Origin of the sequence: Bauldia sp. (assembly GCA_037200845.1) — a bacterium.
Lineage (GTDB): Bacteria > Pseudomonadota > Alphaproteobacteria > Rhizobiales > Kaistiaceae > DASZQY01.
This window is the reverse complement of sequence record JBBCGQ010000001.1, coordinates 1,593,777-1,618,293: the sequence shown is the minus strand read 5'-3', so window position 1 is coordinate 1,618,293 and position 24,517 is coordinate 1,593,777. Positions and strand designations below refer to the sequence as shown.

Annotated in this window: 24 protein-coding genes; 13 read left to right on the top strand and 11 right to left on the bottom strand. The window is 67.7% G+C overall.

All coding sequences use genetic code 11. The features are described from left to right. Window positions 1-105: 105 nt before the first annotated feature. From WDM94_07825 to rsmA, 6 genes are all read left to right on the top strand, one after another. Window positions 106-1,275, top strand: a complete 1,170-nt coding sequence (locus WDM94_07825) for an LptF/LptG family permease (GenBank protein ID MEJ0012520.1) — start codon at window positions 106-108, stop codon at window positions 1,273-1,275. Window positions 1,276-1,287: 12 nt separating this feature from the next. Beyond that, window positions 1,288-2,388, top strand: a complete 1,101-nt coding sequence (locus WDM94_07820; protein ID MEJ0012519.1) for an LptF/LptG family permease — start codon at window positions 1,288-1,290, stop codon at window positions 2,386-2,388. Between the two features lie 59 nt (window positions 2,389-2,447). Continuing rightward, the gene (locus WDM94_07815; protein ID MEJ0012518.1) at window positions 2,448-4,754 is read left to right on the top strand and encodes an LPS-assembly protein LptD; all 2,307 of its coding nucleotides are present in this window, start codon (window positions 2,448-2,450) and stop codon (window positions 4,752-4,754) included. A 171-nt stretch (window positions 4,755-4,925) separates the two neighbouring features. After that, the gene (locus WDM94_07810; GenBank protein MEJ0012517.1) at window positions 4,926-5,921 is read left to right on the top strand and encodes a SurA N-terminal domain-containing protein; all 996 of its coding nucleotides are present in this window, start codon (window positions 4,926-4,928) and stop codon (window positions 5,919-5,921) included. 6 nt (window positions 5,922-5,927) lie between these two features. Continuing rightward, the gene (gene pdxA / locus WDM94_07805) at window positions 5,928-6,956 is read left to right on the top strand and encodes a 4-hydroxythreonine-4-phosphate dehydrogenase PdxA (protein MEJ0012516.1); all 1,029 of its coding nucleotides are present in this window, start codon (window positions 5,928-5,930) and stop codon (window positions 6,954-6,956) included. Further along, window positions 6,953-7,792 carry a 16S rRNA (adenine(1518)-N(6)/adenine(1519)-N(6))-dimethyltransferase RsmA gene (rsmA, locus tag WDM94_07800; GenBank protein ID MEJ0012515.1) on the top strand — a complete coding sequence of 280 codons (840 nt, stop codon included), beginning with the start codon at window positions 6,953-6,955 and terminating at the stop codon, window positions 7,790-7,792. The genes pdxA and rsmA overlap by 4 nt, the downstream gene beginning before the upstream one ends. A gap of 204 nt (window positions 7,793-7,996) precedes the next feature. On the opposite strand, the gene gmk is transcribed toward rsmA, so the two are convergent. The 8 genes from gmk to WDM94_07760 form a co-directional block, all read right to left on the bottom strand. After that, window positions 7,997-8,644 (bottom strand): guanylate kinase, encoded by a 648-nt coding sequence (gene gmk / locus WDM94_07795; protein ID MEJ0012514.1) that lies wholly within the window; start codon window positions 8,642-8,644, stop codon window positions 7,997-7,999. Continuing rightward, window positions 8,641-9,528, bottom strand: coding sequence for a YicC/YloC family endoribonuclease (locus WDM94_07790; GenBank protein MEJ0012513.1), 888 nt, complete (start codon window positions 9,526-9,528; stop codon window positions 8,641-8,643). The genes gmk and WDM94_07790 overlap by 4 nt, the downstream gene beginning before the upstream one ends. A 94-nt stretch (window positions 9,529-9,622) precedes the next feature. Continuing rightward, the gene (gene mltG / locus WDM94_07785; protein MEJ0012512.1) at window positions 9,623-11,029 is read right to left on the bottom strand and encodes an endolytic transglycosylase MltG; all 1,407 of its coding nucleotides are present in this window, start codon (window positions 11,027-11,029) and stop codon (window positions 9,623-9,625) included. A gap of 90 nt (window positions 11,030-11,119) precedes the next feature. Beyond that, window positions 11,120-12,379, bottom strand: a complete 1,260-nt coding sequence (gene fabF / locus WDM94_07780) for a beta-ketoacyl-ACP synthase II (GenBank protein ID MEJ0012511.1) — start codon at window positions 12,377-12,379, stop codon at window positions 11,120-11,122. Window positions 12,380-12,463: 84 nt separating this feature from the next. Beyond that, entirely contained in the window at window positions 12,464-12,700 is a 237-nt protein-coding gene (locus WDM94_07775; GenBank protein MEJ0012510.1) for an acyl carrier protein, read from the bottom strand. 250 nt (window positions 12,701-12,950) lie between these two features. Continuing rightward, on the bottom strand, window positions 12,951-13,691 hold the full coding sequence (gene fabG, locus WDM94_07770; GenBank protein MEJ0012509.1) for a 3-oxoacyl-[acyl-carrier-protein] reductase: 741 nt from the start codon (window positions 13,689-13,691) through the stop codon (window positions 12,951-12,953). Window positions 13,692-13,704: 13 nt separating this feature from the next. After that, complete coding sequence (gene fabD, locus WDM94_07765) at window positions 13,705-14,646, bottom strand: ACP S-malonyltransferase (protein MEJ0012508.1); 942 nt, start codon at window positions 14,644-14,646, stop codon at window positions 13,705-13,707. 158 nt (window positions 14,647-14,804) lie between these two features. After that, window positions 14,805-15,275, bottom strand: a complete 471-nt coding sequence (locus WDM94_07760) for a GFA family protein (protein ID MEJ0012507.1) — start codon at window positions 15,273-15,275, stop codon at window positions 14,805-14,807. A gap of 126 nt (window positions 15,276-15,401) precedes the next feature. Here WDM94_07760 and WDM94_07755 point away from each other — a divergent pair, with 126 nt between their 5' ends. Then, window positions 15,402-16,856, top strand: a complete 1,455-nt coding sequence (locus WDM94_07755; protein ID MEJ0012506.1) for a glycosyltransferase family 39 protein — start codon at window positions 15,402-15,404, stop codon at window positions 16,854-16,856. A 17-nt stretch (window positions 16,857-16,873) separates the two neighbouring features. Here WDM94_07755 and WDM94_07750 read toward each other — a convergent pair whose 3' ends face one another. After that, window positions 16,874-17,269 (bottom strand): PilZ domain-containing protein, encoded by a 396-nt coding sequence (locus WDM94_07750; protein ID MEJ0012505.1) that lies wholly within the window; start codon window positions 17,267-17,269, stop codon window positions 16,874-16,876. 668 nt (window positions 17,270-17,937) lie between these two features. Between WDM94_07750 and rpsF the strand changes: the two genes are divergently transcribed. From rpsF to rplI, 3 genes are read left to right on the top strand one after another with little or no spacing between them, the layout of a single operon-like run. Beyond that, window positions 17,938-18,411: a 30S ribosomal protein S6 gene (rpsF, locus tag WDM94_07745; protein MEJ0012504.1), complete on the top strand. Its 474-nt coding sequence runs from the start codon at window positions 17,938-17,940 to the stop codon at window positions 18,409-18,411. Continuing rightward, window positions 18,411-18,662, top strand: coding sequence for a 30S ribosomal protein S18 (gene rpsR / locus WDM94_07740; protein MEJ0012503.1), 252 nt, complete (start codon window positions 18,411-18,413; stop codon window positions 18,660-18,662). Before rpsF ends, rpsR begins: the two co-directional genes overlap by 1 nt. 12 nt (window positions 18,663-18,674) lie before the next feature. Further along, on the top strand, window positions 18,675-19,286 hold the full coding sequence (rplI, locus tag WDM94_07735; GenBank protein ID MEJ0012502.1) for a 50S ribosomal protein L9: 612 nt from the start codon (window positions 18,675-18,677) through the stop codon (window positions 19,284-19,286). Between the two features lie 51 nt (window positions 19,287-19,337). Here the strand turns inward: rplI and WDM94_07730 are convergent, their stop codons facing one another. Both WDM94_07730 and WDM94_07725 read right to left on the bottom strand, forming a co-directional pair. Continuing rightward, on the bottom strand, window positions 19,338-20,087 hold the full coding sequence (locus WDM94_07730; protein MEJ0012501.1) for a hypothetical protein: 750 nt from the start codon (window positions 20,085-20,087) through the stop codon (window positions 19,338-19,340). A 7-nt stretch (window positions 20,088-20,094) separates the two neighbouring features. Continuing rightward, window positions 20,095-20,388, bottom strand: coding sequence for a hypothetical protein (locus WDM94_07725; protein MEJ0012500.1), 294 nt, complete (start codon window positions 20,386-20,388; stop codon window positions 20,095-20,097). A 191-nt stretch (window positions 20,389-20,579) separates the two neighbouring features. On the opposite strand from WDM94_07725, the gene WDM94_07720 reads away from it, so the two are divergent. The 3 genes from WDM94_07720 to WDM94_07710 all read left to right on the top strand — a co-directional run bounded on the left by WDM94_07720 (window position 20,580) and on the right by WDM94_07710 (window position 24,455). After that, a complete protein-coding gene (locus WDM94_07720) occupies window positions 20,580-21,842 on the top strand; it encodes a cyclopropane-fatty-acyl-phospholipid synthase family protein (protein ID MEJ0012499.1) in 1,263 nt (420 codons plus the stop codon). A gap of 387 nt (window positions 21,843-22,229) precedes the next feature. Continuing rightward, window positions 22,230-23,720, top strand: coding sequence for a replicative DNA helicase (locus tag WDM94_07715; protein ID MEJ0012498.1), 1,491 nt, complete (start codon window positions 22,230-22,232; stop codon window positions 23,718-23,720). Between the two features lie 228 nt (window positions 23,721-23,948). Beyond that, window positions 23,949-24,455, top strand: a complete 507-nt coding sequence (locus tag WDM94_07710; GenBank protein MEJ0012497.1) for an SRPBCC domain-containing protein — start codon at window positions 23,949-23,951, stop codon at window positions 24,453-24,455. The last annotated feature ends 62 nt before the right edge of the window (window positions 24,456-24,517 follow it).

The window sequence follows — 24,517 nt, the reverse complement described above, 5'->3', positions numbered from 1 at the left end:
TACGGCGCGAATGCCACGTTGGCAAGGAGTTGCGCGCCTCCGCCCTGCCCGCCCATAATCCCGGCGAAGCCGTCGCTCGTGAAGCTCTGACGCCCAGGTTCCTGAATGAAGCTCATCGAGCGATACATCCTTCGCCGGATCGTCAGCGCCACGGTCCTGACGTTCCTGGCGCTCGGCGCGATGCTGTGGCTCAGCCAGGCGCTCACCCAGTTCGACCTCGTCACCGCCAACGGCCAGGCGGTCACCACCTTCCTGCAGGTGTCGGCGCTGCTCGTGCCGGTGCTGGTCGCCATCGTCTTCCCGGTCTCGATCCTGATCGCGGTGATCTATTCCTTCACCTCGCTGAACAGCGACGCCGAGCTGGTCGTCATCAACGCCAGCGGCGCGCGCCAGACGGCGATCCTGAAGCCGGTGCTGGTCGTGGCGTTCGTCTCGACGCTGATCGTCGCCTCGATGACGCTCTACTTCGCGCCGCTGGCGCTGCGCACCTGGCAGGTGCTGATCACCAACGTGCGCGGCAACATCATCACCCAGTTCATGCAGGAGGGCGCGTTCGTCTCGCTGTCGCCGAAGCTGACCTTCTCGATCCGCAACCGCAACCAGGATGGGTCGCTCGGCGGCATCTTCGTTTCCGACGATCGCGACGCCGACAAGACCATCTCCTACCTCGCCGAGAAGGGCGCGATCCTGGAAAATCCGCTGGGCGTGTTCCTGATCATGGGCAATGGCACCATCCAGCAGCGCAGCAAGATCGACCAGTCGATCTCGATGATCGAATTTTCCTCGTACGCCTTCGATCTGTCGAGCTTCTCCAGCACGGGCACGGTTCCGGTGCTGAAGCCGCTCGAACGGCCGACCGAATACCTGATCCATCCCGATCCGGAGGATCCCTACTTCCAGGAATTCCCGGCGAAGTTCCACGCCGAGCTCAACGACCGGCTGACCTCGCCGCTCTACTGCTTCCTGTTCGCGCTGATCCCGCTGCTGTTCCTTGGCCAGGCGGAATCGACGCGCCAAAGCCGCAGCGCCAGCATCGCCGCCGCCGGTTTTCTCGCGGTCGTCATCCGCGCCGTGCCGTTCTTCCTGCCGGTCGAGACGAGCCTGGTGGCGCAGGTCCTGGTCTATGCCATCCCGATCGGGCTGACGCTGCTCGTCATCATCCTCGTGCTGTCGGGAGCGCAATGGCGGCCGCCCGACCGGATCGTCGCGATCGGCGAGCGGTTCTTCGCGCGCGCCAGCGGCGTGGTCGCGCGCGCGCCGGCGGCGTCGAAATAGGAGCGGCGGAAAATGCTCGGCCGCACCCTGTCGTTCTACTTCGCCCGCCACTTCGCCAAGATGGTCGGCGCGATTTTCCTGCTGGCGTTCATGCTGACCGCGCTGGTCACCTACTTCGAGTTCTTCAGCCGCGCCTTCAAAGGCGACGCGACGGTGGGCCTGGGGCTCGCCGCGATGGCGCTGTTCAAGGTGCCCAGCCTGACGGAAGACTCCCTGCCCTTCGCCGTGCTCTACGGCTCGATCGCGGCGTTCGTCATCGCCAACCGGCGGCTGGAAGTCGTGGTGGCGCGCGCCGCCGGTGTCTCGGCGTGGCAATTCCTGCTGCCGGCCTGTGTCGTCGGGCTACTCGCCGGCACCATCGCGACCGGTGTCTACAACCCCGTCGCGGCGACACTCCTGTCGTGGTCGAACAGCCTCGGCGCCTCGGTCTTCATCGACCAGTCGAAGCCGGTCGACGTGACGGGCGGCAATGGCCCGGTCTGGGCCCGGCAGAAGGCCGACGACGGCACCGAGTCGATCATCGGTTCGGTCCAGTCGTTCGACGACGGGCTGGGGCTGACCGCGGTCACGGTGTTCGTCTTCGACGCGAACGGGCACTTCCGCGAGCGGATCGATGCCGCCCGCGCGCACTACTATCCGGGCGCGTGGAAGCTCGAGGACGCCACGGTGACGGCGGTGAGCAGCAATCCGAAACGGGCTGACACCTACGAGCTTTCGACCAATCTGTCGGCAAACGAGGTGAAGCGAACCTTCTTGTCCCTTGATTCGGTTTCGTTTTGGTCACTGCGTGACTTATCTGCCGCAGCGCGTCATGCGGGCGTTCCTTCGGACCGCTACGACCTGCGCTACAACGTGCTCCTCTCGCGCCCGATTCTCCTTTTGGCAATGGTACTTATCGCTGCCAACGTGTCGCTCCGCTTCTCGCGTTCGAGGGACCTCGGACGCGTGATTATTACTGGCGTGGCCGTAGGCTTCATGCTTTATGTTGTGATGAAAATTGCGTGGGATTTGGGGAGTGGCGGCATCGTGTCGCCACCGCTGGCAGCTTGGCTACCTGCAATCGTAGCCACGCTGGTCGGGATTACGGTGCTGTTGCACCTGGAGGACGGATGAGGGGGGCGCTTCCGCGCCACGTCGTTCCAGCGTCACAGGCCTTGGCGGGTTTTGTCGCCGTGGCCGTGCTGACTCTGCTCGTCCTCGTTTCGCCATCGGTTGCAGCCAACCCGGTCGATGCCGCCACCAAAGCCGTCGATGTGCCGTTCAGCGCGCCGATCACCGTGTCGCCGAACGAGAAGATGCTCGTCGAGTCCGACCAGCTCGTCTACGACTACGACCGCAACACCGTCGCCGCCGTCGGCAACGTCAAAATCTACTTCGCGGGCTATACGCTCGAGGCCGAAAAGGTCTCCTACAACAAGGGCAACGGTCGCCTGATCGCGACGGGCAGCGTCAAGCTCGTCGATCCGTCCGGCTCGGCCTTCTATTCCGAATACATCGACATCACCGACGACTTCCGCGAAGGCTTCGTGCAGTCGCTGCGCGTCGATACCATCGACCATGCCCATTTCGCCGCCGAGCGGGCGGAGCGCAGCGGCGGCGACACGACGACCTTCGTCAACGGCACCTACACGGCGTGCGAGCCGTGCGCCGAGCATCCGGAGAAGCCGGTGCTGTGGAGCGTCAAGGCCGAGAAGATCGTCGTCAATCAGCAAGAGCACATGGTGTACTTCACCAACGCCAGCCTCGAATTCTTCGGGCTGCCGATCGCGTACCTGCCGTACTTCGGCGCGCCGGACGCGACGGTGAAGCGCAAGAGCGGCTTCCTCACGCCGATCGTCGGCTACTCGGCCCGGGTCGGCGCCTTCGGCGCGCTGCCCTACTTCCACGTGATCTCGCCCGACAAGGACGCGACGATCACGCCGACCGTCTTCTCGAAACAGGGCCTGCTGCTTGACGGCGAATATCGCCAGCGCACCGCCAACGGCCAGTACTCGGTCGATGTCGCCGGCATCTACCAACTCGACCCGAACAGCTTCGTGATCGGCTCGCCGGCCAACCGGACGGTGCGCGGCGGCGTGCGCACCACCGGCGAGTTCGCGGTCAACAACGACTGGACGCTCGGCTGGGACGGCACGCTGTCCACCGACCGCTCCTTCACGCGCGACTACGGCGTGCTGAACCAGGACACGGCGATAACGACGTCCACCGTCCACCTCACCGGCATCCACGACCGCAACTACCTCGAGGCGCGGTCGTCCTACTTCCAGGTGCTGACCGACCCGGCAAGCGCCCCCTCCATCGATACCGGCCTCTACAATCAGGGGCGGCAGGGCGTCGTCGCTCCGGTGGTGGACTACCAGCGCGTCGCCGCCAACGATGTCCTCGGCGGCGAGGTTTCGTACATCTCCAACATCGCCAACGTCGTGCGCGAGGAGAACGATCCGTTCTTCGTCGATGGCGTCGTCGATCCCTATTTCCACGGCACCGCCGGCGACGTGGTGCGCATCACCAAGGAACTCGACTGGCAGCGCCGTATCGTCGGCCCGGGCGGCCAGTTGTTCACGCCGTTCGCCTCGGTGCGCGGTGATGCCTTCTTCATGAACGGCGTCACCGCCTCGCCGCTGACGACCTCGACTTCGGCCTTCCGCTTCATGCCGACCGTCGGCGCCGAATGGAGCCTGCCGATCCTCGCCACCGTCGGCGGCTCGACGCACATCATCGAGCCGATGGTCCAGGTCATCGCGCGTCCCGACGAGATGGATGCCGGCGTCCTGCCCAACAACGACGCGCAGAGCCTGGTGTTCGACGTCTCGAACCTGTTCGACCGCGACAAGTTCTCCGGCTTCGATCGCGTCGAGGGCGGCACGCGCGCGAACCTCGGGGTCAACTACACCGGCACGTTCACCAACGGCGCGCAGGTGCAGGGCACCTTCGGCCAGTCGATCCTGCTTGCCGGCACCAATTCGTTCGCCGTCGATCCGGGCTCGAACGTCGGCGCCTATTCCGGCCTCGAGACGTCGATGTCCGACTACGTCGCCGGCGTTTCGGTCGACACCGGCACCGGCCCGCGCGTGGCGGCGCGCGGCCGCTTCGACGAGAAATCGTTCAACGTCAACCGCGCCGAGCTGCAGGCGACGACGGCGTTCGGCCCGATCACGGCCTCGGCCTCCTACCTCTACCTGCGCTCAAACCAGAATGTCGGCGTGACGTCGGCGGCATCGGTGATCCGCGGCGCCGCCTCGGTCAACATGTCGGAGACGTGGCGCGCCTTCGGCACCGTGACATACGACTTCGCCAAGGAGGCGGTCGCCGGCGACAGCATCGGCGTCGCCTTCGACAACGAGTGCCTGACGCTGTCGCTCGCCTACAGCGAAACCTACGCCAGCGACCAGCCGAGCCGGTGGCTCAACCTGCGCATTGCGCTGCGCACCTTCGGCGACGCGGCGGTCTCCGGCAACCTCAGCAAGCTGCAGAACTAGGCCGAACGGTTCTGCCGCGGCCGGCGCCCATCATTTCGCCCGAATCCGCCCTGTGTATGCTGGTCAGATGTTGATCCTCCGTCCCTACTCGACCCCCCACCCGCCATGCTAGTTTCATCGCTTCGTCATGGTGCCCTGCCTGCGGCGGGGCGCATCGTGAGGGTGGCTTCCGTGTCGCATTTCCGTATCCGTCTTGCCGCCGCCGGCGCGGCCGTGCTCATCGCCGCCGGCGCGCTCGCCGGCTGCAACAGCACACCCGACATCCCGGCCTCCGCGGTCACGGTGGCGAGCAGCGACAACCTCGGCAAGCCGACCGGCAAGCCCAGCGGCAACAGCTCGATCCCGATTCTCGTCAACGACGTGCCGATCACCGCCTACGACATCAGCCAGCGTCTCAAGCTCAACAAGCTCGGCGGCGGCAAGGGCACGCAGGCGGACGCGCAGGAGGAGCTGATCAGCGAGACGCTGGAACTGCTCGAGGCGCAGCGCCGCGGCGTCGACGTCTCCAACGCTCAGGTCGAGGCCGCCTTCGCCACGATCAGCACCCGCCTCAAGATGTCGCCGGCGGCGTTCACGCAGGCGCTGGGCAGCCAGGGCATCGACGCCAGTTCGCTGAAGAAGCGGCTGCGGGCGCAGATGATCTGGGGGCAACTGGTCCAGCAGCGCACGGCGTTGAAAGCCTCGGTCAAGAGCGAGGACATCCAGGCGGCGCTCGAGACCAAGGATCCGAAGTCGCTGACCATCAGTGAGTACACGCTGCAGCAGATCGTGTTCGTCGTGCCGTCGGGCTCCAGCGCCGGCGCCTACATGCAGCGGCGCAACGAGGCCAACGCCTTCCGCCAGGCCTTCCCGGGCTGCGACCAGAGCCTCAACAAGGCCAAGCAGCTGCGCGGCGTCGTGGTCAAGGACATCGGCCGCCGCGATTCGACCCAGCTCCAGGGGCCGGACGGCGAGGCGATCCAGAAGACCGAGGTCGGCCACACCTCGCCGCCGACGCAGACTTCGCTCGGCATCGAGCTCGTCGCCGTGTGCTCGGCGCATTCGATCCAGAGCGCCACGGCGGCGCGCGACGCGGCCGAGAACGACCTCTACCTCAAGCAGGCCGAGGGCCTCGGCAAGGACTACCTCAAGGAACTGCGCGACCGCGCCATCATTCAGTATCGCTGATCGGCGATGGCGGGCCCGACGGACACTCGCCCGCCGCTCGCCCTGACGATGGGCGAGCCGGCCGGCATCGGCCCGGACGTGACGCTTGCCGCCTGGTCGCGCCGCGCCGAATTCAGGCTGCCGCCGTTCTACTGCCTCGGCGATCCCACGCTCTACGCCGACCTCGCCCGCCGCCTCAACCTTGACGTTCCGGTCGAGGCGACCTCGCCCGGCGAGGCCAACGCCATTTTCGGCCGCGCGCTGCCGGTCGTGCCGCTGTCCGCCCCGGTCAGGGCGACTCCGGGCGCGCCCAGCACGGCCACGGCGCAGTCGGTGATCGAGGCGATCGCCCGCGCCGTCGGCGACGTCCGCGCCGGCATGGCGAGCGCCGTCGTCACCTGCCCGATCTCGAAGAAGACGCTGTTCGACGCCGGCTTCCGTCATCCCGGCCACACCGAGTTTCTCGGCACGCTGTCGGCGACGTGGACCGGGTCGCAGGCGCGACCGGTGATGATGATCGCGGGCCCGGAATTGAAGACGGTGCCGGTGACCATCCACATCCCGCTGCACGACGTCGCGACAACGCTCACCACCGCGCTCATCGTCGATACCGCGCGCATCGTCGCCGACGAACTCCGCCGGCGTTTTGCCCGGCCGCAACCGCGCCTCGCCGTCGCCGGCCTCAATCCGCACGCCGGCGAGAACGGCGCCTTCGGCGACGAGGACGAGCGCATCGTCCGCCCGGCCGTCGCGATGCTGCGCGCCGAGGGCATCGACGCGCGCGGCCCGCTGTCGTCGGACGCGATGTTCCACGCCAGGGCGCGCGCCACCTACGACGCGGCGATCTGCATGTACCACGACCAGGCGCTGATCCCGGCGAAGACCATCGACTTCACCGAGACGGTCAACGTCACGCTCGGCCTCGCCTTCATCCGCACCTCGCCCGACCACGGCACCGCCTTCGACATCGCCGGCTCCGGCAAGGCGGACGCCTCGAGCCTCGCCGCGGCGCTGCGCATGGCGGCCGAGCTGGTCGCCAACGAAACGGCGGCATGAGCCAGATCGACGACCTGCCGCCGCTGCGCGAGGTCATCGCCCGCTACGACATCGCGCCGAAGAAAAATCTCGGCCAGAATTTTCTGCTCGACCTCAACCTCACCTCGCGCATCGCGCGCGCCGCCGGCCGGCTCACCGACGCCACCGTCATCGAGATCGGCCCCGGACCCGGCGGCCTGACGCGCGCGCTGCTCGCCGAGGGCGCCGCCCACGTCGTCGCCATCGAGCGCGACGAGCGCTGCATCGCCGCGCTCAACGAGATCGCCGCGCACTACCCCAGCCGCCTGACGATCGTCGCCGGCGACGCCCTCAGCGTCGACCTGACGCCGTTCGCCGACGGACGGACGCTGGTCGTCGCCAACCTGCCCTACAACATCGCGACGCCGCTGCTGGTCGGGTGGCTGCGCACCGAGCCGTGGCCGCCGTGGTTCGAGTCGCTGACGCTGATGTTCCAGCGCGAGGTCGCCGAGCGCATCGTGGCGCCGCCGGGCAGCAAGACGTACGGCCGCCTCGGCGTGCTCGCCGGCTGGCGGAGCGAGGCCGAGATCCTGTTCGACATCGACCCGCGCGCCTTCACGCCGCCGCCGAGGGTGACGTCGTCGCTGGTGCAGCTCATCCCGCGCCCGCGGCCGCTGGCGTGCGACCCGGACGTGCTGGAACGCGTCGTCGCCGCCGCCTTCGGCCAGCGGCGCAAGATGCTGCGCCAGAGCCTCAAATCTCTTGGCGGGGACACGCTGGCGCTGCTCGCGGCGGCAGGAATCGAGGAGACGCGGCGGGCGGAGGAGATTGACGTTGCGGGATTTGTTGCGCTGGCGAATGCGGTGGGCGAACGGTGACGCTGGGTTCCCTCTCCCTTCGTGGGAGAGGGCTCTTTCTCTTGGCGAGCGCAGCGAGACTAGAGAAAGAGGGTGAGGGGGCGCGGCCCCGCTTCACGATCTCCGCCGACAGCCCCCTCACCCTTCGCCTCTAGTTCGCTTTGCTCTCAAGAGGCGAAGCCCTCTCCCACAAGGGGAGAGGGGAACAACCACGACCTGAGCTTGCTACCGCTTCAACAACCCCGCGACAAACCCCGGCATCCCGGTCTGCCGCGCCCGCTTCAGCCGCTCGGCCGCGAGGATGGCGCGGACCGAACCCAGCGCCCGCTCGAGCTGGTCGTTGATCACGACGTAGTCGTACTCCGTCCAGTGCCCGATCTCGCTGGTCGCATTGGCGAGGCGGTTGGCGATGACCTTGGCGTTGTCCTCGGCGCGCCGCTCCAGCCGCGCCTGCAATTCCTTCATGCTCGGCGGCAGGATGAAGATGGTGACGATGTCCTCCGGCATCGCGGCGACGAGCTGCTGCGTGCCCTGCCAGTCGATGTCGAAGAGCACGTCCTCGCCCTTGGCGAGCGCGGCCTCGACCGGCGCGCGCGGCGTGGCGTAGAGGTTGCCGTGCACCTCGGCCCATTCGAGCAGTTCGCCGCCCTGGCGCATCGAGGAGAAGCGCACCGGATCGATGAAATAATAATGGATGCCCTCGATCTCGCTCGGCCGCTTGGCGCGCGTCGTCACCGAGATCGACAGGAACAGGCGCTCGCCCTCCTCCTGCACCAGCGCCCGCGTGATCGACGATTTGCCGGCGCCGGAAGGCGAGGAAAGCACCAGCAGGACGCCGCGGCGCGGCAGGTTGATCGTCTCGGCCATCGTCATTCCAGGTTCTGGATCTGCTCGCGGAACTGGTCGACCACGGCCTTGAGGTCGAGGCCGATGGCGGTGAGGCCGCGGTCGTTCGACTTCGAGCAGAGCGTGTTGACCTCGCGGTTGAATTCCTGCGCCAGGAAATCGAGGCGGCGGCCAACGGCGCCGTCCTCGGCGAGCAGCGCGCGGGCGGCGGCGATGTGCGCCGCCAGCCGGTCGAGCTCCTCGCGGATGTCGGCGCGGGTGGCGAGCATCACCGCCTCCTGATGCAGCCGGTCGGCATCGAGCGCGGAACTCGCCTCGACCAGCATCGCGATCTGCTCGGAAAGCTTCGCGCGGATCGCTTCCGGCGTGCGCGCCGGCGAAGCCTCGGCGGCGGCCGTCAGCCGCTCGATCTCGGCGAGGCGCCCGGCAAGCACGACGGCGATGGCGTGCCCCTCGCGTACGCGGTCGGCGGTGAGAGCCGCCAGCGCTACGTCGAGATCGGCGAGAATAGCGGCGGCGAGCGCGGCGCGTGTCGCCTCATCCTCGACGCCCTCGAAAGTCTCCAGCACGCCGCGGATGGCGAGGATGCCGTCGAGCGTCGGCGGCTGCACCTCGATGCGGCCGCGAACATGCGCCATCGCGGCGGCGACTTCCGCCAGCACCGCGTCGTTGACGCGGATGTGGACGGCGCCGGCGTCGCTCTGCACGCTCAGCGTCACCTGCAGGTTGCCGCGCGTCAGCGCCGCGCCGATCTTCTCCCGCGCCGCGGCTTCCAGATGCTCGAAGCCGGTCGGCAGGCGGAGGCGCAGGTCGAGACCCTTGCCGTTGACGCTCCTCAGTTCCCACGTCCAGCGATAGCCGCTGCCGGCGCCATCGGCGCGGGCAAAGCCGGTCATCGAGGACAGGGGCATCGGCGGCCTACTTCGGCAGGAGAGAATCGGTCGCGGCGGCTGGCGGGCATCAAAGCCGCCAAAGCCCGCCGGTTCAAGGGCGCTGCCGGCAGCGCTACTGGCCGGCGGCGCCTTCCGGGTCGGGCTGGTCGTCGGTCGGCGTCAGCGCCATCGGCTGGTCGCTCGTGGTCTGCGCGCTCGGCAGCGGCTTGGCCTTCGGCTTCGCCGTCGGGTTGGGCACCGCCGGACGGGCAGTCGGCGTCGGCACCGTCGTCGCGTCGGCCGGCGCCGCGGCAGCAGGCGGCGCATCGTCGGCGGGCGGCGTGTTCGCCGGCGGGGCCTGGGTCTCGCCGGCAGAAGCGGCGGCGCCGGAGTTGGCGCTGATGTCGCGCCAGCGCGTCACGTTCTTGAGGTGCGCCTCGTAGGTCTCGGCGAAGGCGTGGCCGCCGGTGCCGTCGGCGACGAAGAACAGATCGCGGGTGCGCGACGGGTTGGCGACGGCTTCCAGCGAGGCGCGGCCCGGGTTGGCGATCGGCCCCGCCGGCAGGCCGGCGATGACATAGGTGTTGTAGGGCGACGACTTCTCGAGATCGGCGCGCGACAGCGTGTAGCCCGAGGGTTTGCCGGCGCCCTTGAACAGGCCGTAGATCACGGTCGGGTCCGACTGCAGGCGCATGTTGAGGCGCAGGCGATTGACGAACACGGCGGCGACGCGGCTGCGCTCGTCGGCCAGCGCGGTTTCCTTCTCGACCACCGAGGCGAGCACGACCAGCTCGTCCGGCGTCGTCACGGGAAGATCGGGCGCGCGGCGCGACCAGACGTCGGCGACCACGCGGTCGCGTTCGCGCTGCATGCGCGTGATGATCGACTGGCGCGTATCGCCGCGCGTGAATTTGTACGTCTCGGGAAGCAGCGAGCCTTCCGGGGGCGTCTCGGCGATGTCGCCGACGAGAATGTCTTCCGAGTTCAGGCGGTCGACGATCTGCTGGCTGGTCAGCCCCTCGGGGATCGAGATCGAGTAGAGGATGCCCTTGCCGGTGACCATGGCATCCATGATGTCGCGCATCGAGGCGTGCGCCGGGATGAGGTACTCGCCGGCCTTCAGCGCGTTCTGCTGGCGCGCGATGGTGACGCCGCCGACGAACAGCCACTTCGACGAGATGACGCCGTCCTTCTGGAGCTGGTCGGCGATGGTGCCGAGGCTGCCGCCGCGGTCGACCGTGATGGCACGGGCCTGGTCGAGCGTGCCGGCGCGCTCGAATTGCACCTTGGCGGCGAAGATGCCGGCGCCCAGCGCGACGATGCCGACGATCACCACCGTCAGCACGAAATTGAGGAAGACGACCAGCGGATGGCGGACGGCGCGCGAACGCAACGGCGGCGGCGGCACGGCCTCCGGTTGCAGCGCCTCGGTCGGCGACTTCGGCGAGGAGCGGCCCAGCGACGACGACAGGCGCTTCGACAGAACCTCGGCGTCGTCGGCGTATGGCTCGCGCCGGTAGTCCACCCTCAGGTCAGCCATGCCACTCGAACTCTTTCTACCGCTTCACAGATTCGCCCTCGCATCGGCGGCGAACATAGCACCGATAATGGCGAAAACGGGAGAGGCAGTTCAAGCGTGGCGGCGGAATACCAGCGAGGCGTTGGTGCCGCCGAAACCGAAGGAATTCGACAGCGCCACGTCGATTTTGCGGGAGCGCGCCGTGTGCGGCACAAGGTCCAAGGCGGTGACCACCGACGGATTGTCGAGGTTCAGCGTCGGCGGCGCGAGGTTGTCGCGGATGGCGAGCAGCGAGAAGATCGCCTCGACCGCGCCGGCCGCTCCGAGCAGGTGCCCGGTCGCCGACTTGGTCGACGACATGGAAACCTTGGCTGCGGCGTTGCCGACGACGCGCTCGACCGCGTGCAATTCGATCTCGTCGGCCATGGTCGAGGTGCCGTGGGCGTTGATGTAGTCGATGTCGTCGGCGCTGATGCCGGCGCGCTTCATCGCCATGCGCATGCAGCGCTCGGCGCCGTCGCCATCCTCGGCCGGCGCGGTGATGTGATAGGCGTCGCCCGACAGGCCGTAGCCGACGACCTCGCCGTAAATCTTGGCGCCGCGCGCCAGCGCATGCTCGCGCTCCTCGAGCACGACGACGCCGGCGCCCTCGCCCATGACGAAGCCGTCGCGATCCTGGTCGTAGGGGCGCGATCCCTTTTCCGGCGCATCGTTGAAATGCGTCGACAGCGCCTTGCACGCCGCGAAGCCGGCGATCGCCAGGCGGCAGACCGGCGACTCCGTGCCGCCGGCGACCATGACGTCGGCATCGCCCAGCGCGATCAGCCGGCTGGCATCGCCGATGGCGTGCGCACCGGTCGAGCAGGCGGTGACGACGGAATGGTTCGGGCCCTTGAGGCCGTGGCGGATCGAGACCTGCCCCGAGGCCAGATTGATCAGCCGGCCCGGAATGAAGAACGGCGAGATGCGGCGCGGCCCGCGTTCCTTGAGCGTGATCGCCGCATCGTCGATGCCCTGCAGGCCGCCGATGCCGGAGCCGATCAGCACGCCGGTGGCGATCTGGTCGTCGCGCGTCTCGGGATGCCAGTTGGCATCGTCGAGCGCCTGGTCGGCCGCGGCCACCGCGTAGATGATGAACGGATCGACCTTGCGGCTTTCCTTCGGCTCCATCCAGTCGTCCGCCTGGAACTTGCCGTCCGCCTTCGAGCCCTTGGGCAGCGTGCCCGCGATCTGGCACGCCAGATCGGAAACCTCGAAGTCGGTGATGCGCGTGATGCCGCTCTTGCCGCCGACGGCGTTCGCCCACGCCGCATCCACGCCGACGCCCAGAGGCGTCACCATGCCAAGTCCGGTGACGACGACGCGTCTCATGGGCAGCTCATGGGGTTTGGCGCCAAACGAGGCTGCCGGTCCCGCGAAGCCCGCAAGGCCCGGCACAACTTCAGGCGCGTCCGATCAGGCGGAGTTCTTTTCCAGGAAGCCGATGGCGTCGCCAACGGTCAGGATCGTCTCGGCGGCATCGTCCGGGATTTCGACACCGAACTCTTCCTCGAAGGCCATGACCAGCTCGACCGTGTCGAGGGAGTCCGCGCCGAGGTCGTCGATGAAGCTCGCCCCCTCGACCACCTTCTCGGCTTCGACGCCGAGATGCTCGACCACGATCTTCTTTACCCGGTCACCGATGTCGCTCATGTGTGCAGAATCCCATTGCCCTTCGTGTGATCATCAGTGAGGCGCCTTCGCCTCGCAAGCGATCGTTTGTCGGCCGCTGCACAAAACCGAGGAAATACCCCTGGGAATTTCAGTGCAGATTCGCCGCCGTGACCGGCAGAAAGCCAAGCTTTTCCATCGGTATTGCGGAGCCAAGTAACATACTTTCCCGGGCATTGCCAGCCGGCTTCCGGGCCTCATCCAGCCCTGCCGGCTACGGCAAATTCCCCAGTCAAATCATGGCCATGCCGCCGTTGACGTGGATTGTCTGGCCGGTCACGTAGGCGGCCTCGTCGGAGGCGAGATAGACCACCGCGGCGGCGATTTCGGCGGGCGTTCCGAGGCGGCGGACCGGCACGCGCTCCATGATCGCCGCCTTCTGCTTCTCGTTCAGCGCGTCGGTCATCGCCGAGGTCGTGAAGCCCGGCGCGACGCAGTTGACGGTGACGTTGCGGCTGGCGATCTCCGCCGCGAGCGACCGCGTCATCGCCTGCAGTCCGGCCTTCGAAGCCGAGTAGTTGGCCTGGCCGGGATTGCCGACCACCGCCACCACCGACGAGATCGAAACGATGCGGCCGGCGCGGCGGCGCATCATGCCGCGCAGCGCCGCGCGGATCAGGCGGAACGCCGAGGTGAGGTTCACGTCCAGCACCGACTGCCAGTCCTCGTCCGACATGCGGGCGAACAGCATGTCGCGGTTCATGCCGGCGTTGTTGACGAGAATGTCGATCTCGCCGCCGGTCGCCGCCTCGACGTCGGGCACCAGCTTCTCGACTTCGTCCTTCTTGCTGAGGTCGGCCGGCGTGATGAAGACATTGGAGCCGAGCTCGGCCGCCAGTGTCTCGAGCGCGGCGACCTTGGTGCCGGAGAGCGCCACGATGGCGCCCTGCCTGTGCAGCGCGCGGGCGATGCCCGCACCGATGGCGCCGCTGGCGCCGGTGACCAATGCGCGCTTGCCGGTCAGTTCGAACATCGGATGATCCCCCTCACGCGAGTTTCACTACCGCCGCGTCGATTTCCGCCGGCGTGCCGACGGTCAGCGTCTCCGCGCCGTCGACGATCCGCTTGGCCAGCCCGGACAGCACCTTGCCGGCGCCGATCTCGACGAACGTGTTGACGCCGCCGGCCGCCAGCATCTGCACCGACTCGCGCCAGCGCACCATGCCGGTCACCTGCTCGACCAGCCGCGCGCGGATTTCGTCCGGCGTCGTCACCGGCGCCGCCGTCACGTTGGCGATCAGCGGCACGTGCGGTTCCTTTATCTCGGCCGCCGCGAGCGCCATCTCCATCACCTTCGCCGCCGGCTCCATCAGCCGGCAATGGAAGGGCGCGCTCACCGGCAGAAGGATGGCGCGCTTGGCGCCCTTCGCCTTGGCGATCTCGACGGCGCGTTCCACCGCCGCCTTGTGGCCGGAGATGACGACCTGCCCGCCGCCGTTGTCGTTGGCGGTCTCGCAGACTTCCGACATCGCCGCTTCCGCCGCGACTTCGCGCGCCTGCTCCAGGTCCATGCCGAGCAGCGCCGCCATCGCACCAACGCCGAACGGCACCGCCTGCTGCATGGCGCGCCCGCGGGTGCGCAACAGCTTCGCCGCATCGCCGACGGTCAGCGCCCCGGCGGCGGCCAGCGCGGAATATTCGCCGAGCGAATGGCCGGCGACGAACGCCACCTTCTCCCGGATGCGCACGCCGCGCGCTTCCAGCACGCGGATCGCGGCGAGGCTCACCGCCATCAGCGCCGGCTGCGCGTTCTCGGTCAGCGTCAGCGTCTCGATCGGGCCTTCGAAGATGACGGTCGACAGCTTCTCGCCCAGCGCATCGTCGACCGCCTCGAACACGGCGTTCGCCTCGAAGAAGGCGTCGGCGAGGGCCTTGCCCATGCCGACCACCTGGCTCCCCTGCCCCGGAAACGTGAAGGCTGTCGTCATGCGCTTGCGGCTTCCCCTGCCCCGGCGGAGTCGCCCCGCCGTTGCCGGCCTTTGAGCCTTGCATGGCCGTGGGAGTCAAGCCGAGGCGCACTCCTGCGCCCGAGCCCTCCCCTTGCGGGAGGGCAAAAACCGCACTTTGCGGTTTTGGCGAGGGTGTCTCAACCCTCCGCGAGCGCCCGAGCCCACGCATCGAACAGCGGCTGCCGGCTCGGCGGCTGGCGCGGGAAATTCGGCACCGCCGGATCGATCACGACCCACGGCGCCTTGCTGTCCGTCCAGATGTTGCCGACAGGCTTCGCCCAGCTCATGTCGTCGAGCGTGCCGGGGCGGACGACCAGAAACTCTGGGAACGACAGCGGCTCGTTCCACACCCGCGTGCCGCACTGGCCGCAGCCGCAGGTGCGCACCGTACGTCCGCTGTCGGCCGCCTTGTCGTATCTGACCAATGTCCCCTGCAGCAGCTCGACGTCGTCGCGCCGCATGAACATCGACAGCGTATGCGTCGTGCCGCTCGCCCGCTGGCAGTCCTTGCAATGGCAGGCATAAACGGAGAGCGGCCCGGCCGTCACGCGATAGCGCACGGCGCGGCACTGGCACCCGCCCTCGACGGGAAAATTCGGCAACTTCATTAGACGCTCCATCGGCGCCGGCGTTTCAGCGCGACGACACGGGACAAGTCAAGCCGGGCGCCTCGTGTCGCGTTGCGCCCGGCGTCCGCGATGCTAGTGTTTTTGGCAAGCGCTAGGGGGCGGGTATTGGCATACGGTATTGCAGAACGCGCGGAAGCGCGCGGATGGCTCGTCACGGATCGCGGCAGCTCCATCGCGCTGGCCGTGATCCTCGTGGTCGCCGCCTACGTTCGCCTGCACGGCCTCGGCGACGACAGCCTGTGGCGCGACGAAGCGTCCTCGTGGGGGGAAGCACAGGGAAGCTTCTTCGACATCCTCGCGGCGACGGCCGGCGACAACTACCCACCCCTGCACAATCTCATCCTCGCCGCCTCGATGCGTCTGTTCGGACAGGGCGAGTGGGCGCTGCGCATCAGCTCCGCGGTCTTCGGCGCTGCCAATGTGCTCGCGCTCTACTGGGTGGGCACGATCGTCGGCGGCCGGATCACCGGGCTGATCGCGGCGTCGCTCCTGGCGCTGTCGCCCTTCCACATCTGGTACTCGCAGGAGGCGCGCAACTATGCCCTCTTGTCGCTGAACGCGACGCTGTTCGCCGGAACGTCGCTATGGCTGATGCGCAAGGCGACGCTGGGGCGCGTGATCGCCGCGTTCGCCGCCGCCGTGCTCCTGCTCTACACGCACCCTTACGGTGCCTTCGCCTGGCTCTGCGTGAGCGCGGCCGTCCTCGTCGTCCTCTTCCTGCGTCCCGACCCGGAAGCGCCGAGTCCGGTGATCTGGGTGCTGCTGCAGTTGGCCGCCGGGCTGGCCTTTGCGCCGTGGGCCTGGCTGCTGCTCGGACGCGCGAACGATATCCACGAGAAGGGGTTCTGGATCTCCTACCCCGACCTCGGCTACGTCATGACCCAGCTATTCAATGTCGCGTCGGGGGCGCTCGTCTTCATCGCGCTGATGCTCGCGATCGCGGCCGCCTTCGTTCAGCCGCGGCCCGGCGACGGCGACCATGCGCAGGCCGGGCGGATCGGGCTCGCGGCATCTCCCGACCTGTGGGTCGTGCTCGCATGGATGCTGGGACCGGTGGTCATCGGCATCGCGATCTCCCTCGTCAGCACGCCCATCTTCATCGGCCGCTACATCATCGGTTCGCTGCCCGCCTTCCTGCTGCTGGCGTCGGTCGGGCTCAGCCGCTTCGTAGACGGATGGAGAAGCGCCACGGCGGTCGCGCTTGTCGTCGCCTTCACCATCACCCTCGGCCTTGCCTATGGCAGGCCTGCCCCGCACGAAGATTGGCGGCGTGCCGCGCCATACCTCGCGTCGCACGTCGGGACCGACGGTTGCGTGCTCGTTCCCGACGCCGGTTATGCGCGCGTCCTGTCCTACTATCTCAAGCAGCCTCTGCCCTGCGTCATCGACGCCAGCCGGTTACCGCCCGGCGGCCTGCAGGGCAACTTTGTGATCGTGGCGATGTCGGGAGGCGCCAACCGCAAGATCCTGTCGGCGCTGTCGCCGCCGACCTGGCAAAACGGCGACGTCGTCTCTTTCCAGGGAATCATCGTCATCCCCTTCCGGCGGACCGGCACCTAGTCGGCAGCCCGGTCGCCCTACCCGCGCTTGCCGGACAGCAGCCGCTGCAGCGCCCGCCGGATCGGGCCGCCCTCCGACTCCCTCGTCGTGAATTCGACGCCCATCAGCAGCGCCTCGCGCCACACGACGCGGCACGAGCGGCGCGACCAGTCGGGGTCGTCGAAAACCAGATCGAAGGTGTGCGACAGGAACACCGGCGTCTGCAATTGCAGGCAGGCGCCCGTCTCCGAGATGTTGCGCACGATGCAGGCTACAGACGAACCCGCCGGCACGATGATCTGGGCACCCTTCAGCGTACGCATGCGCGGCGAGCGCCGGCGCGCCAGTTCGGCCTTGCGCCGTTCGTCGGCGCGGCGACCGCTGCGGCTGCGGCGCCGGTCGTCGATCGTGAAGCTGTTGTTGTCGGAACTCATGGTCGCCTGGGGAAGAGCATCGCGCTGATCGCCCGAAGGCAATGACAAGCGAACGCCAGCGCGGCAACCACAGTGGCAGGTGTTGGTTACTCAATTCTCCCTGCGCAGCGAGCACGGCGCTGCGCGCGTGACATCCCCACTGTGAATACTACGGAGGCTAAGAGCCACGCCCGGCGACATCCATCTTGAACAATGTTCAAAGACTTGGCATCCGTTTTTCGTCACGACGCAGGAGGACAGCGATGTCATTGCCGGCCGACGCTCCGGAAAACGCCGGCAGGCCTTCGCGCGGCCGGCGCGGCTCGCTTGTCTTGTCGTGTACGCCTCGCTCGGGGCGGCGAGCTGGATCGTCTGGAACCGGATCGTGACGCCGCCCGCCATCGTCCTCTGGGTCGCCCTCGTCATGGCGGTGCGGAAAACCGCGCGCCGCGGGCCCTACACCATCGGCCGCAGCCTGGCCCCGGCCCTTGCATTCCGCCAATTCCCGCGTATAACCCCGGCCGTCCCGCAAGGGACCCCGGCCGGGGGCTGAACGGAAGGCGGCGCAAGCCGCAGGACCAATGGTGGTCCGTCTTCCGGTGTTCCCGCTCACGAAGGATCTCCGATAGTCCTTTCCTCAGGACTTCGGCGAGGCTTGGCGCCGGCGAACAAAGAAGGAAAGGCAACGTATGCCTCTATACGAACACGTATTCATGGCGCGGCAGGATGTGTCGAGCCAGCAGGTCGATGCGCTCGTCGAGCAGTTCAAGGGCGTCATCGAAGGCGCCGGCGGCAAGATCGCCAAGATCGAAAACTGGGGCCTCAAGTCCCTGACCTACCGCATCCAGAAGAACCGCAAGGCGCACTTCACGCTCCTCAACATCGACGCGCCGCCCGCGGCCGTCGCCGAGGTCGAGCGCCAGGAGCGCCTCAACGAAGACGTTATCCGCTTCCTCACCATCCGCGTCGATGAGCTGGAAGAAGGCCCGTCGGCGATGCTGCGCAAGAGCGACCGCGACGACCGCGACGGCGGACGCCCGGGTGGCGGTGGCCGCTTCGGCGATCGCGACCGCGGCCCGCGCCGCGATTTCGGCGACCGCCCGCGCCGCGACTTCGGGGACCGGCCGGCCCGCGATGATGCCGAAGTCGGAGGTGCAGAATAATGTCTGAAGCAGCAACCTCGCAGGGCGCCCGCCGGCCGTTCTTCCGCCGCCGCAAGACCTGCCCGTTCTCCGGCGCTAACGCCCCGAAGATCGACTACAAGGACGCCCGCCTCCTGCAGCGCTACATCTCGGAGCGCGGCAAGATCGTGCCGTCGCGCATCACCGCGGTGTCGGCCAACAAGCAGCGCGAGCTCGCCAAGGCGATCAAGCGCGCCCGCTTCCTGGGCCTCCTGCCCTACGTGATCCGGTAAGGAGCGACCCCGATGGAAGTCATCCTGCTTGAACGCATCGCAACGCTGGGCCAGATGGGCGACGTCGTCCGCGTCAAGGACGGCTTTGCACGCAACTTCCTGCTGCCGCAGGGCAAGGCGCTGCGCGCATCCGAAGCCAGCCGCAAGAAGTTCGAGGCCGAGCGCCACACGCTCGAAGCCCGCAACCTCGAGCGCAAGTCCGAGGCCGAGAAGATCGCCACCAAGCTCAGCGGCCAGTCGTTCGTCGTCGTCCGCCAGGCGGGCGAAGCCGGCCATCTCTACGGCTCGGTGACGACGCGCGATCTCGCCGAGGCGATCGAGGCCGCCGGCTTCACGGTCGCGCGCAGCCAGGTCGAGCTCAACCAGCCGATCAAGACGATCGGCCTGCACGAAGTCTCGATCGCGCTCCATCCGGAAGTCGATACGCGCGTCACCGTCAACGTCGCGCGCAGCGAGGAAGAAGCCGTGCGCCAGGCGCGCGGCGAGGTCCTCACCGGCTCGCGCCGCGACGAGGACGAAGACGATGCGGCGCCGAGCGCTGCCGAAGTCTTCGAGGAAGGCGCGGCGCCGAAGGCCGACGGCGAGGAAGCCGACGCCGAGACGGAGACCGAGGCTTCGGCCTAGTCCCGCTCCACTACCCCAGATCAGCCGGCGTGGACCTCCACGCCGGCTTTTTTATTTCGGCTGGTAGCCGTGGATGTCTTCCGGCCTCGGCACGAACAGCCGCATTCCTTTTGACGCGTTGATCGTCGCCCCGATCCGCTTCAGCTCGCCGTGGGCGTGGAGGATCTTTACCTCGCCGGCGACGTTCTGCGGCACCAGCGCGCGGAGATTATAGTTGTTGGGCAGCGTCGCGATGCGCAGGCCGCTCCTGACCAGCGCGACGCGCAGCGCCGGCTGGTCGAGCTCGAACCCGACCTTGGCACACTGCGCAAACAGCGCGATCCAGTCGGTGACGAACCGGCGGAAGCCGTCGTCGGCGCGCGCCACCATCAGGCCGCCGTTCCACTCCGGAATCGCATCCGGCGTTTTCGGCAACAGCTTCGGTATCCCCATGCGCACGCCGAGCGGGCTGATGTACTGCGGCGCCGCGGCGAGCCCGATGTCGAACGGCCCCAGAATGTCGAACAGCTCGTAGACCGGCGCCAGGAACAGCGTGTCGCCGTCGATGTAGATGCCTTCGTCGACCTCGGCCCTCAGCGCTGCCTCGAAGCGCGGCCGGTGCGCGTGTTCGGCCGCATCGAGCACGACGATGTCGGTGAACAGGCCCTTGAGCCGGTCGCCGACCCTGGAGTTCAGGTCGCGGGTGATGAACATGTGGCGCCCGAGGTCGGGCATGTGGTGGCGGGCCGACTCGGCCGATACCAGCGTCTCGCCGAACCAGCGCTCGTTGGAGCAGGCGTAGACGATGCCGCGCTTGGCCATCGGACGCCTATCCCGTGCCCGGCGCGACGCGGAAGACCAGCGCGTCCCGGGTCAGGCAGCGCGTCGGCTCGCCGGGGACGGTGACCGTGTCCAGCTCCCATTCGGCCATGACGGCGTAGACCTCGCGCTCGGCCCCGCCCTTCCGCGACTGCAGGAAGGCGCGGGCCTCGGCCGCCGTCCGCCATACCCAGCCGCCGTTCTGGTGCTTGCCCTGGGCATCGGGATGCGGCCCGGCCTTCAAGGCCGTGCCGGAATCGATGCGCGGCTCGTATTTTTCACGCAGCCCAACGGTGTAAATCATAGCCGGCATGTAGCCGCGACCGGCGGCCTCTCGTCAATTGCCGGGCTATATGCCGCCGGCTGGCGAGTAACTTGTTGAACGGTTCCATCTTTCGGGACTAGATTTGACCGCGTGGGCGCGTCCCCTATTTCCGGGAACGTCCTTGGGCAACGTCTTCAGAGGCATCCGGCAGTCATGCCGGGCACCGCTCCATGTATGGCAGAATCGAAAAATTCCTTCGCCGCGCGATAAAGCGGGGCTCGCTGGAGATTGTCGATGCGGATGGCAAGTCCCACCGCTACGGCGACGGCACCGGCGACCCGGTCAGGGCCCGCTTCACCAGTGAGGCGGCCGAACGGGCGGTCGCCAACAATCCCGACCTGAAGCTCGGCGAGGAATACGTCGACCAGGGCTTCGTCCTCGAGCAGGGCACGCTCTACGACTTCATGATGCTCCTGTTCCTCAACGTCGAGGGCGTCATCCCGCCGTGGCCGGTGGTCGCCCGCGCGGCCTACCACTACGCCACCCGCCGGCTCGACCAGGCCAACAACCGCAAGCGCTCGCGGGCCAACGTCCATTCGCACTACGACCTCGACGGGCGCCTCTATTCCCTCTTCCTCGACGAGGACATGCAGTATTCCTGCGCCTACTTCGAGGACGGCGTCGAAAGCCTCGACGAGGCCCAGCTCGCCAAGAAGCGCCACCTCGCCGCCAAGCTCGACATCAAGCCGGGGCAGCGCATCCTCGACATCGGCTCCGGCTGGGGCGGCCTCGGCCTCTACCTCGCCCAGCATTTCGACGTCGAGGTCACCGGCGTCACGCTCTCCGACGAGCAGTTTGCCGTGTCCAATCGTCGCGCCGAGGAGCGCGGCCTCGCCAAGAAGGCGCGCTTCCTGCTGCAGGACTACCGGACGCTGGAAGGGCCGTTCGACCGCATCGTCTCGGTCGGCATGTTCGAGCACGTCGGCGTCGGCCACTACCGCGAATTCTTCAACCAGGTGAAGCGCCTGCTCACCGCCGACGGCACGATGCTGCTCCACTCGATCGGCCGCGTCGGCTCGCCCGGCTACACCAGCGAGTGGATCCAGAAATACATCTTCCCCGGCGGCTACATTCCGTCCGTGTCGGAGGTCATGCCGGCGATCGAGAAGTCCGGCCTGTTCACCACCGACGTCGAGATCCTTCGCCTGCACTACGCCAAGACGCTGCGGGCGTGGCGCGATCGCTTCATGGCGCACCGGGATCAGGTGCTGACGTTCTTCGACGAGCGCTTCGTGCGCCTGTGGGAGTTCTACCTCGTGTCGTCCGAGGTCGCGTTCCGCGTCGGCAACCTCGACAACTTCCAGATCCAGTTGTCGAAGAAGCTCGAGTCGCTGCCGCTGACGCGGCGCTACATGGTTGAGGCCGAGGACGCGCTGCGTCGCAAGGAAAGCGTCGCCGGCGATCGCTCGCCGGTGCGCATCGCGGGGGAATAGCGCCCTCGTTGCCCGTTGGTCACCTCTCCCTCCAGGGAGAGGTGTGCCAACCGAGACCGCACAGAGACAACAGGCGTCGCAACGCACCGCCCCAATTTCTCCCAAACGAATCGGCTACCACCGTCGTCGGCGGTGCCCTTCGGCAACATGCAAGCTGCTGTCATATTTTCGCACCGCGCCGTGTGAACACCGGGCGGTAAGGACGCGCGTCGCTTCCGAGGGCCGCCACCTGTCGCTACACAGGGATCGCGGAACGAGACACGTTCAGCATTGTGTGGTTGCGTTCTCGGTACCCCCGCGTTCCCCACGTAGCAAGAATCAGAAGACTGCCCGCCGGCTCGCCGTACGGGCGCTGTCGCAGCGCGACAGAGTGAGGAGACTGTCCGAATGGCCCTCGCGGCCCGCGTCATCGAAAGTGCAGCCACGGCGGAGGCCTACCGCTCGGCGCCGCAGAACGTCGAGGCCGAGCAGGCGCTGCTCGGCGCCATCCTCGTCAACAACGAGGCGTTCTACCGCGTCTCCGATTTCCTCGAGCCGCAGCATTTCTTCGAGCCGGTCCACCGCGTCATCTTCGAGGTCGCCGGGCAACTGATCCGCGCCAACAAGGTGGCGACCCCGGTCACCATCAAGACGTTCCTCCCTGCCGATCTCGCCATCGGCGACATCAACCTCGCGCAATACCTCGCGCGGCTGGCCGCCGAAGCCACCACCATCATCAACGCCGAGGACTACGGCCGCTCGGTCTACGACCTCGCCATCCGCCGCTCGCTGATCACCATCGGCGAGGACATGGTCAACGTCGCCTACGACGCGTCCGTCGATCAGCCGCCGAAGGCGCAGATCGAGGACACCGAAAAGCGCCTGTTCGAGCTCGCCGAAAAAGGCAGCTTCGGCTCCGGCTTCGAGAGTTTCGACGCCGCGCTCTACACCGCCATCGACATGGCCTCCAACGCCTACCGGCGCGACGGCCACCTGTCCGGCATGGCGACCGGCCTCACCGACCTCGACCGCCTGATGGGCGGCCTGCAGTCGTCCGACCTCGTCATCGTCGCCGGCCGCCCGGGCATGGGCAAGACCGCGCTCGGCACCAACATCGCCTTCAACATCGCCAAGGCGTGGGCGGGCGAACTGCAGCCGGACGGCTCGATGAAGACGGTCAACGGCGGCATCGTCGGCTTCTTCTCGCTCGAAATGAGCGCCGAGCAGCTCGCCACCCGTATCATCGCCGAGCAGTCGGGCGTGCCCTCCTCCAACATCCGCCGCGGCCGCATCGATGAAAGCGAATTCGGCCGCATCGTCGAGGCGGCGCGCGAGATGAACAAGATCCCGCTCTACGTCGACCAGACCGGCGGCCTGTCGATCGCGCAGCTTGCGGCGCGCGCCCGCCGCCTCAAGCGCCAGCGCGGCCTCGACCTGATCGTGGTGGACTACATCCAGTTGCTCTCCGGCTCGTCCAAGAAGGGCGACAACCGCGTTCAGGAAGTCACCGAGATCACCAACGCGCTGAAGGCGCTGGCGAAGGAACTCGTCGTGCCGATCCTCGCCCTCTCCCAGCTTTCGCGTCAGGTCGAAAACCGCGACGACAAGCGCCCGCAGCTCTCCGACCTCCGCGAGTCGGGCTCGATCGAGCAGGACGCCGACGTCGTGCTCTTCGTCTACCGCGAGGAGTACTACCTGAAGAACAAGGAGCCCAAGCCCGGCACGGTCGAATACGTGCAGTGGCAGGACCAGATGGGCCAGGTCCATGGCCTCGCCGAAGTCATCATCGGCAAACAGCGCCACGGCCCCACCGGCACGGTCCGCCTGCAATTCACCGACGAACTGACGCGCTTCTCGAACTTGTCGGAAGACGCGCTACCCGTGCCGTTCGAGGGGTGAGGATCGGTTCGCGAAGCGAACGAAACATGCCGGTGGCATGTTTCGAGCGACGAACGCCGGAGCGTAAGCGACGGCCGGAGGGCCGGAGTCCGGTGTCAGACCAGGAACCCAACCCTCCCCTTGCGGGAGGGTCAAAACCGCGCAGCGGTTTGGGGAGGGGCCGCGGTCCCTCCACCTCCTCTCAGGGCTAAGGTTGCGCCCTCCGCCATTCCGCGCGAATAAGACGCCATGTTCAAATGGCTGTTCGGCAAATCTGAAGACAAGGCGCCCGCCGCCGGCGGCACGCCGGAGATCGTCGTGGTGAGCCGCAAGGTGAAGGCGCCGCGCGAGCAGGCCTTCGCCGCCTTCGTCGATCGCTTCGATGCGTGGTGGCCGCGCGAGCGCCGCGTCGCCGGCGGCGCGCTCAGCATCGAGCCGAGCTTCAACGGCACGGTCAGCGAGGCGGGCGACCCGGTCGGCATGGTGCTCAGCTTCAACCGGCCGGAGCAGATCGTCATCGCCTGGCAGATCGGCCCCGACGGCCGCCGCGAACCGACCGAAAGCAGCGCCAGCCGCATCGACGTGCGCTTCGTCGCCGTCGACCCGCAGACGACCGACGTCATCGTCGTGCATCGCGACTTCCCGCGCCACGGCGAAGGCTGGCAGGGCTACCGCGCCGAGATGGGCGCCAGGACCGGCTGGCCGCAGATCGTCGAGGCCTACGCGAAGGCGGTGGAAGGATCGCGGCAACACTAATGTCGTCCCCGCGCAGGCGGGGACCCAGTAAACGCCGCCCGGCTCGCGGATACTGGATGCCC

What these genes read in the sequence shown, in the direction of transcription:
- WDM94_07750 (MEJ0012505.1), bottom strand. Translation starts at nt 17,269, where the DNA reads ATGAGTTCCGACAACAACAGCTTCACGATCGACGACCGGCGCCGCAGC.
- WDM94_07725 (MEJ0012500.1), bottom strand. Translation starts at nt 20,388, where the DNA reads ATGATTTACACCGTTGGGCTGCGTGAAAAATACGAGCCGCGCATCGAT.
- pdxA (MEJ0012516.1), top strand. Translation starts at nt 5,928, where the DNA reads ATGGCGGGCCCGACGGACACTCGCCCGCCGCTCGCCCTGACGATGGGC.
- rpsF (MEJ0012504.1), top strand. Translation starts at nt 17,938, where the DNA reads ATGCCTCTATACGAACACGTATTCATGGCGCGGCAGGATGTGTCGAGC.
- mltG (MEJ0012512.1), bottom strand. Translation starts at nt 11,029, where the DNA reads ATGGCTGACCTGAGGGTGGACTACCGGCGCGAGCCATACGCCGACGAC.
- fabG (MEJ0012509.1), bottom strand. Translation starts at nt 13,691, where the DNA reads ATGTTCGAACTGACCGGCAAGCGCGCATTGGTCACCGGCGCCAGCGGC.
- WDM94_07720 (MEJ0012499.1), top strand. Translation starts at nt 20,580, where the DNA reads ATGTATGGCAGAATCGAAAAATTCCTTCGCCGCGCGATAAAGCGGGGC.
- WDM94_07760 (MEJ0012507.1), bottom strand. Translation starts at nt 15,275, where the DNA reads ATGAAGTTGCCGAATTTTCCCGTCGAGGGCGGGTGCCAGTGCCGCGCC.
- WDM94_07825 (MEJ0012520.1), top strand. Translation starts at nt 106, where the DNA reads ATGAAGCTCATCGAGCGATACATCCTTCGCCGGATCGTCAGCGCCACG.
- WDM94_07710 (MEJ0012497.1), top strand. Translation starts at nt 23,949, where the DNA reads ATGTTCAAATGGCTGTTCGGCAAATCTGAAGACAAGGCGCCCGCCGCC.
- WDM94_07730 (MEJ0012501.1), bottom strand. Translation starts at nt 20,087, where the DNA reads ATGGCCAAGCGCGGCATCGTCTACGCCTGCTCCAACGAGCGCTGGTTC.
- rplI (MEJ0012502.1), top strand. Translation starts at nt 18,675, where the DNA reads ATGGAAGTCATCCTGCTTGAACGCATCGCAACGCTGGGCCAGATGGGC.
- WDM94_07715 (MEJ0012498.1), top strand. Translation starts at nt 22,230, where the DNA reads ATGGCCCTCGCGGCCCGCGTCATCGAAAGTGCAGCCACGGCGGAGGCC.
- rpsR (MEJ0012503.1), top strand. Translation starts at nt 18,411, where the DNA reads ATGTCTGAAGCAGCAACCTCGCAGGGCGCCCGCCGGCCGTTCTTCCGC.
- WDM94_07775 (MEJ0012510.1), bottom strand. Translation starts at nt 12,700, where the DNA reads ATGAGCGACATCGGTGACCGGGTAAAGAAGATCGTGGTCGAGCATCTC.
- fabF (MEJ0012511.1), bottom strand. Translation starts at nt 12,379, where the DNA reads ATGAGACGCGTCGTCGTCACCGGACTTGGCATGGTGACGCCTCTGGGC.
- WDM94_07820 (MEJ0012519.1), top strand. Translation starts at nt 1,288, where the DNA reads ATGCTCGGCCGCACCCTGTCGTTCTACTTCGCCCGCCACTTCGCCAAG.
- fabD (MEJ0012508.1), bottom strand. Translation starts at nt 14,646, where the DNA reads ATGACGACAGCCTTCACGTTTCCGGGGCAGGGGAGCCAGGTGGTCGGC.
- rsmA (MEJ0012515.1), top strand. Translation starts at nt 6,953, where the DNA reads ATGAGCCAGATCGACGACCTGCCGCCGCTGCGCGAGGTCATCGCCCGC.
- gmk (MEJ0012514.1), bottom strand. Translation starts at nt 8,644, where the DNA reads ATGACGATGGCCGAGACGATCAACCTGCCGCGCCGCGGCGTCCTGCTG.
- WDM94_07790 (MEJ0012513.1), bottom strand. Translation starts at nt 9,528, where the DNA reads ATGCCCCTGTCCTCGATGACCGGCTTTGCCCGCGCCGATGGCGCCGGC.